Origin of the sequence: Nitratidesulfovibrio oxamicus (assembly GCF_015731765.1) — a bacterium.
GTDB lineage: Bacteria > Desulfobacterota > Desulfovibrionia > Desulfovibrionales > Desulfovibrionaceae > Cupidesulfovibrio > Cupidesulfovibrio oxamicus.
The window spans coordinates 1-7,735 of sequence record NZ_VRYY01000064.1; the positions used below are offsets into that span (position 1 = coordinate 1).

Consider the following 7,735-nt stretch of genomic DNA (forward strand, 5'->3'; position numbering starts at 1 on the left):
GCGGCCCCGGGCGCGCGCAGGGCGCGCGCCGCCCGGCTACGCGCGTGCGGGCCGGTTGCCGCAGAACCATCAGGAGGAATTCCCATGCCCGCATACGGAGATCTGGTCATTCTGCAAAGCCCGCGCGGCAAGCGTTACCTGCGCCGCGTCGAAGAAGGCAACGACCTGCACTGCCAGGAAGGCGTGCTGCCCATGGCCGACCTGGCCGCCGCCGAGTATGGCACCGAAATCCGCACCCGGCAGGGCGTGCCCTTTCGCGTGCAGCGCCCCACCATCACCGACCTGGTCAAGGGCGTGAAGCGCCAGACCCAGATCATCTATCCCAAGGACATCGCCTACATCTGCATGCGCCTTGGCGTGGGTCCGGGCCGCACCATCATCGAGGCGGGCTCCGGTTCCGGCAGCCTGACCGTGGCGCTTTCGTGGTTCTCCGGCCCCACGGGCCGCGTCTGCACCTACGAGGCGCGCGAGGAATTCTACAAGCTCTGCCGCCGCAACCTCGACTGGGCGGGCGTGGGCCAGAACGTCACCCAGTTCAACCGCGACATCATTGACGGCTTCGAGCAGACCGACGCCGACGCCCTGTTCCTGGACGTGCGCACCCCGTGGGACTACCTGCACCACGTGGTCCGCGCCGTGAAGCCGGGCGCCGCCCTGGGCTTCCTCGTCCCCACCGTGGATCAGGTGTCCAAGCTGCTGCACGGCATGGAAACCGGCCCCTTCGACGACATCGAGGTCTGCGAGATCCTGATCCGCCGCTGGAAGCCCGTGGCCGACCGCCTGCGCCCCGAAGACCGCATGATCGCCCACACCGGGTTCCTCATCTTTGCCCGGCATCAGGAACGCTCCGAAGAATGGGACTCGTTCCGCACCCTGGGCACCCGCGAACGCAAGCAGGAAGCCGCCCGCCAGGAACGCCTGGCCGCCGCGCGTGGCGCAGCGGATGCCGTTGATGCCGCTGCCGACGACGACGCCGGGTTTGAAGAATAATTCCGCGAGTAAAGAATCGGGGGAAGGGAGGGGGCTTTGACGCTCTGCGGTCGACATCCGTAAGGTTCGCGAAAGCGCTCACCTAACGGCTGTCGCAAACCGCCCCTCCCTTCCCCCGAACCCCCATCCCTCCCGCAAACTTTTTAATTGTTGGGTGTTTGCGGGTAGGGGCTGTTGCTGCTATATGCCCTTGCATCTCCACTATCCCCACTATTGAAAAGCTTTGAAAGGATGGAGGGGGCGCGGGGGGAGGCAGGAAAACTTTCCCGAAAGTTTTCCTGCCTCCCCCCGCTCTCCGCCTTTAATCCCCATTGCAGGACCGTCATGAATTTCACCATCCAGAGTCTCGGAAAGTCCTACAACGGGCAGGATATCCTGTCCGACTTCTCGCTCGAGGTGCAGTCGGGCGTGCGGCTGTGCGTGTGCGGCCCCAACGGCTGCGGCAAGTCCACCTTGCTGCGCATCATTGCGGGCGTGGAATCTGCGGACAGCGGCAAGGTGCTGCTGCCCAAGGGTTGCCGGTTGGGCTACGTGCAGCAGGAACTGGGCGACGACGTGCTGGACCGCCCCCTGCTGGACTGGGTGTTGGACGTGCTGCCTGCGTGGCACGACTTCTGGGCGGAGTGGGAGGCGGCGACGCACGCCGGGGACGAGGCGGCCATCCGCAGGCTGGGCGCGAAGCAGGCGGAGCTTGAGCAGGTGTACGGGTACAACCCGGAACACCGGGCGCGGGCGGTGCTGTCCGGCCTTGGGTTTGCGGAACGCAAGTGGAGCCTGCCCATCCGCAAGCTGTCGGGCGGCTGGCGCGAGCGCGCCAAGCTGGCCCGCGTGCTGACGGCGGGCGCGGACGTGCTGCTGCTGGACGAACCCACCAACCACCTGGACCTGGAAGCCGTGGAATGGCTGGAAGCCTTTCTGATGGATTACAAGGGGGCGTTGGTGTTCGTGGCGCATGACCGGGTGTTCATGGACAAGGTGGGCACGCACGTTTTGTATCTGGGGGCCAGCAAGCCCCTGTACCGGCGCGGCACGTTCAGCCAGTTCGTGGCCCTGCAGGATGAGGTGGAGGGCCAGCGCGAGCGCGAGGCCCAGCGCCTGCAAGAGGAAATAGCCCGCAAGATGGATTTCGTGCGGCGGTTCCGGGCCAAGGCCACCAAGGCGCGGCAGGCGGGTTCGCGCCAGAAGATGGCCAAGAAGCTGGAAAAGGAACTGGAAAACTACAGGCCGGAGCAGAAGCGGCGCGAACTGGATTTTTCGTGGCCGGAACCGGCGCGGGCGGAAAAGACCATCCTCAGCGTGGTGGACCTGGAATACGCCTTTCCGGACGGCACGGGGCTGTGGCCCAGCCTGACCTTCAATATTTACAGAGGCCAGAAGATCGCGCTGGCCGGTCCCAACGGCTGCGGCAAATCCACGCTGCTGAAGGTCATCGGCGGCAAGCTGGAAAAGAGCGGCGGCACGGTGGTCATGGGCACGCTGGTGCGCATGGGCTTTTTCAGCCAGCACCAGTTGGAGACGCTGAACCCCTCGGGCACGGTGCTGAGCGAAATCCGCCGCCTGTCCGACCCGCGCACCACGGAAGAGGAACTGATGAGCGTGCTCGGGCTGTTCCTGCTCGGGCAGAACTATTTCGATCGCGTGGTGGGCGAGCTTTCCGGCGGTGAAAAGAGCCGCCTGATCCTGGCCACGCTGTTTCTTGCCCGCTGCAACTTCCTGGTGCTGGACGAACCCACCAACCACCTGGACCTGGAAAGCCGCGAGGCGCTGGTGGAGGCGTTGCAGAGCTACGAGGGCACCATCCTGATGGTGGCCCACGACCGGCACCTCTTGTCCGGCGTGGCCGACGAGATATGGGCGCTGTCGCCCGGCGGCATCGCGGTGTACGAGGGCGGGTTCGACGAATACGACGCGGCGCGCCGCCAGCAGGGCGACACCGGCAGTCTGGAGTCCGGCGCGGGCGAGGCCCGGCGCGATGCGCCATCGCTGTCGCGCGACGACATGAAGCGCATCAAGCGCGAACAGGCCGAGCAGCGCAACGCCCTGTACAAGGAGCTGAAGCCCAGGCAGGACGCCTACGCAAAGCTGGAAAGGCAGTTGGAAACGTCGCTGGCCGAACAGGCCGAGGTGGAGCAGACCCTGGCCGACCCGGCGGTGTACGCCGATGCCGCCCGGACCACGGAACTGCTGAAGCGTTTTGGCGAATTGCAGCGGCAGGGCGAGGAGCTGTTCGAAAAGATGAGCGAACTGGAAGCGGTGATCGCGGACCTTGAGACGCGGCGGGCGGCGTTGACCGTGGAAGGGGCCTGAGATGAGGACCGCAAGGTTCTTTCGCCCGTTGGCTTCCGGCCCGAAAGGCGCGAAGCGTGTCCGTTGGGCGAGATTGCGAGTCCTGCGGACATCGTGCGCAGAGCGGTCAGGCTTCGCTCGTCATGACTCTGCTGTCCTTATCCGCAAAGACTCGCGCTGCGCGCTCGCCTAACGGCTAAGGCTCGGCCGAATACAACAAGAGCGCGTTGCGGTCCGCATCCGTAAGGCTCGAAGACTCGCCAACGGCTAAGGCATACTCCCTCATGACAAGCGCGTTTTCCTCGCCAACGAACGAAAATCCTCTTGCGGCAGGCTGCGATCAGGACGCGACCACACCGTCCCCCGCCCGGCGTATCGCCGTGGTGGCGGGCATCCTGTGGGATGGCCAGCGGTTCCTGGCCGTGGAGCGCCCGGAAGGCAAGCCGCAGGCGGGGTTCTGGGAATTTCCCGGCGGCAAGATAGAGCCGGGCGAAACCCCGGTGGACGCCCTGACCCGCGAACTGCGCGAGGAACTGGGCGTGACCCCGGTACAGGCCGCCTTCTGGCGCACCGTGCGGCACGACTATCCGCACCTGTCGGTGGAACTGCACTTCTTTCACGTGACCGGGTTCACCGGCACGGTCACCGCGCTGGAGGGCCACCGCTTCGCGTGGCTGACCTGGGACGAGGCCATGCGCCTGCCGTTTCTGGAGGCGGACCTGCCGCTGGTGGCCGACCTGCGGGACGGGCCGGGGTAGGGTGCAGGGCCGGGTAACGGGCCTGTCGGGCAGATGCAGCCCCGTTCGTGCCTGTTCATGCCGGGTCTGCCTGCCTAGGCAGGACGGGGCCGGAATCTGGCCGGGATGAACGATATTTTTCGGGGGAGCGGAATGCCCTGTTCCCCCGAAGTCCCTTTTACGGGGTTTTCTGGCAGCATGGGGGGCGCTCCCAAGGTTTCCGGGTGCGCCGGGACATATCGCGGATGGCGGCGTTACGGCGCACCATCCCGGTCACATCAGGCGATGACACGCCGGGAGGGCGTATGGGACAGATGGTGTGGATCGTGCTGGCCCTGCTGGCCGGGGCAACCCTGCCCACGCAGGCGGGCATCAATGCGGCATTGCAGGCAAGCTGGGCGCGGCATCCGGCACTGGCCTCGCTGATTTCGTTCACCGTGGGCACGGCGGCGCTGGCCCTGTACGTGCTGGCGGCGCGCATTCCTTTTCCTTCGGTGTCCACGTCGTCGGCGTGGCAGTGGACGGGCGGCCTGCTGGGCGCGTTTTTCGTCACCGTGGTCACCTTTCTGGCCCCGCGCCTGGGGGCCACGGCCATGATCGCGCTGGTGCTGGCCGGTCAGATGGCGGCGTCGGTGACCCTGGACCACTTCGGCCTGCTGGGCTACCCGGAGCGTCCGCTGGGGCTGGTGCGCTTTGCCGGGCTGGTGCTGGTGGCCGTGGGCGTGTTTCTTGTCCGCCGTTTCTAGCTGGGGGTAAACTCCCGCAACCGATCCCGCGCGGTCAATTGCGTTCCGCCGCGCGTCGGCATATGGTGGGCAATTCCGGCTGCGCGACAGTTCCCGTCAGGGACATTTTCCGTCAGGGGCGGCGCGCGGCAGGTGCAAGCATTCCGGCAGGGTGATGGCAGGGGTAGCCGGGCCTTTTCCGAGGGGAAAGGCCCATGCGGCGGGTTGCTGCATCCGTTGCCGACATGGCGGGCGGTCGCCATGAAAGGCACCCCGGCGCGGGCTGCGCCGGGGCAGGGAGACGGACAGGTGTCCGCCTCCAAGTGCAAGGAGTGAATCATGTCCAAGGAAAGACTTGTCGTCGCCGTGTGCGGGGCCACCGGGGCGGTGGGCCGCGAAATGCTGAACACGCTGGAACAGCGCGAATTTCCCGCTGCGGAGGTCATCCCCTTCGCCTCGGCCCGTTCCGCGGGCAACAAGGTGCCCTTCATGGGCGGCGAACTGACCGTGCGTGAACTGACCGAAGAATCCTTCCGGGGCGTGGACATCGCCCTGTTTTCGGCGGGGGGGTCCACCTCCGAGAAATTCGCCCCCCATGCCGTGCAGGCGGGGTGCGTGGTGGTGGACAACTCCAGCGCGTGGCGCATGGACGAGCGTTGCCCGCTGGTGGTGCCCGAAGTGAACGCCCACGCCCTTGCCGCGCACAACGGCATCATCGCCAACCCCAACTGCTCGACCATCCAGATGGTGGTGGCGCTGAAGCCGTTGCACGACGCGGCCAGGATCACCCGCGTGGTGGTCTCCACCTACCAGGCCGTTTCCGGCACCGGGCAGAAGGCCATCGACGAGCTGGAAAAGCAGGTGCGGCAGATGTTCAACATGCAGGAGCCGGACGTTGCCGTGTACCCGCACCGCATCGCCTTCAACTGCCTGCCGCAGATCGATGTGTTCATGGACAACGACTACACCAAGGAAGAGATGAAGATGGTGCTGGAAACCGTGAAGATCATGGAGGACCCCTCCGTGAAGGTTACCGCAACCTGCGTGCGCGTGCCCGTCTTCTACGGCCATTCCGAGTCGGTGAACATCGAGACCGAGCGCAAGCTTTCGGCCAAGGAAGCCCGAGCCATCCTTGCGCAGGCCCCCGGCGTGCGGGTGTACGACAACCCCGCCCAGAAGATGTACCCCATGCCCACCGACGCGGCAGGCGAGGATGACACCTTCGTGGGCCGCATCCGCGAGGACGAGACCATCGCCAACGGCCTGAACATGTGGATCGTTTCCGACAACATCCGCAAGGGCGCGGCCCTGAACGCCGTGCAGATAGCCGAGGCGCTGGTGGAGCGGGATCTGTTGAGGGTGCGCGACCCGCAACTGTTTCTGCGCTAGGGGCCGAAGGCCGACATCACGAATCCATCACGCGGCCATCCGGCCCCGGCATTGCAGACCGGGCGGATGGCCGCGCGTCCGCCCGGCGCAGGGGGATGTTTCCCGCTGGCGCGCGAACCCATCGCCACCCACCGCCATAAGGAGTGATCACGCCGTGATCCCCGTGCTTGATACCGACGACTACGTCGCCCGCCTGCTGTCCCGCGGACGCCCCGGCGAAGCGGGCATCATCGCTTTCTACGAGCACCGTGTGGGCGCCATTTGCCGCAACCCGCGCCTGATGCTCATGCCTCTCGACGACCACCTTGCCCATCGCGGCGACGGCATTTTCGAGAGCATGAAGTACCTGCACCGCCGCATCTACCAACTGGACGCGCACCTTGAGCGCATGCGCCGCTCCGCCGCCGGGCTGTACCTTGCCCCGCCGTGCACCTGGGAGCGCCTGCGCGAGATCATCATCGAGGTGGCCAAGGCGGGCGGCGAGGCCGACGGCTCCATCCGCGTGCTGGTGGGGCGCGGTCCCGGCGGCTTCGGCATCGACCCCGCCGAATGCCCGGAACCCAGCCTGTACGTGGCCGCCTACCATTTCACCCCCAGGCCGGAGGCGTGGTTCGACAAGGGGCTGACCGCCTTCCGCAGTTCCATCCCCGCCAAGCAGGGCTACCTTGCGCGCATCAAGAACGCCAACTACCTGCCCAACGTGCTCATGACCCGCGAGGCGCACGAGCGCGGCATGGACGTGCCCTTCTCGTTCGACGACGACGGCTGCCTGGCCGAAACCGCCATCGCCAACGTGGCCCTGGTGGACCAGGCCGGCACCCTGGTGGTGCCGGAGTTCACCAACGCCCTTGCCGGCACCACCGTGCTGCGCGCAGTGGAGCTGGCCCAGGGCGAGGTGCCCGTCAGCTTCCGCAAGGTGCGCGAGGAAGAACTGCACGCCGCCCGCGAAATCCTGGTGCTGGGCACCAGCTCCGACTGCGTGGCCGTGGTTGCCTACGAGGGCCGGCCCGTGGCCGATGGCCGCCCCGGTCCGGTTTCACGCCGGTTGCGGGCGTTGTTGCAGGCGGATTTGATGGAGCACGGGATTCCTTTTTGAATTCGTTGAGAATATGAACGCATGTGGGGGGCAGGAGGGAAACTTTTCGCTCTGCGGTCGCCATCCGTAATGTTCGCGCAAGCACTCACATAACGGCTGCCGCAAAAGTTTCCCTCCTGCCCCCCACGCCCCCCATCCCCTCTTCAAAACTTTTCAATAGGGTGAGTGCGGGGATACCGCTTTGCCTTGCAAGGTTATCGTTATTGAATGCCCCCCCGAATAAAAAATTTTGGGGGGTGGGGTCCGGGGAGGGAGACCTTTTTCAAAAGGTCCCCTCCCCGGTTGGAATGTTTTTCAATATGCAGGAACCCACGTTGCCATGACCACCGACACCATCATGCACATCATTCTGCTGGACCTGGGGCGCGAGATGCGCGGGGGCCAGTTGCAGGTGTTCTACCTGGCCCGTGCGCTGCACCACAGTGACGGGTTTTCGGTGGTGGTGGCCTGCCCGGCGGGCGCGCCCCTGGCGCGCGAGGCGGCGGCGGCGGGCATTGCCGTGCTGCCGTTGC

6 protein-coding genes and 1 pseudogene are annotated in these 7,735 nt (G+C 66.1%); all 7 read left to right on the forward strand.

From position 1 onward, the window contains the following. The first annotated feature begins 84 nt into the window (after positions 1 to 84). Positions 85 to 990 carry a tRNA (adenine-N1)-methyltransferase gene (locus FVW20_RS02975; protein ID WP_196608233.1) on the forward strand — a complete coding sequence of 302 codons (906 nt, stop codon included), beginning with the start codon at positions 85 to 87 and terminating at the stop codon, positions 988 to 990. 324 nt (positions 991 to 1,314) lie between these two features. Further along, the gene (gene abc-f, locus FVW20_RS02980; protein WP_196608234.1) at positions 1,315 to 3,297 is read left to right on the forward strand and encodes a ribosomal protection-like ABC-F family protein; all 1,983 of its coding nucleotides are present in this window, start codon (positions 1,315 to 1,317) and stop codon (positions 3,295 to 3,297) included. A 263-nt stretch (positions 3,298 to 3,560) separates the two neighbouring features. After that, entirely contained in the window at positions 3,561 to 4,034 is a 474-nt protein-coding gene (locus tag FVW20_RS02985) for a (deoxy)nucleoside triphosphate pyrophosphohydrolase (protein WP_231038813.1), read from the forward strand. Positions 4,035 to 4,318: 284 nt separating this feature from the next. After that, positions 4,319 to 4,759, forward strand: coding sequence for a DMT family transporter (locus tag FVW20_RS02990; protein ID WP_015946014.1), 441 nt, complete (start codon positions 4,319 to 4,321; stop codon positions 4,757 to 4,759). A 318-nt stretch (positions 4,760 to 5,077) separates the two neighbouring features. Beyond that, entirely contained in the window at positions 5,078 to 6,127 is a 1,050-nt protein-coding gene (locus FVW20_RS02995) for an aspartate-semialdehyde dehydrogenase (protein WP_196608235.1), read from the forward strand. A 154-nt stretch (positions 6,128 to 6,281) separates the two neighbouring features. After that, positions 6,282 to 7,223, forward strand: coding sequence for an aminotransferase class IV (locus FVW20_RS03000; protein WP_196608236.1), 942 nt, complete (start codon positions 6,282 to 6,284; stop codon positions 7,221 to 7,223). A gap of 319 nt (positions 7,224 to 7,542) precedes the next feature. Beyond that, positions 7,543 to 7,735, forward strand: a pseudogene (locus FVW20_RS03005) (glycosyltransferase family 4 protein); the annotation flags it as partial.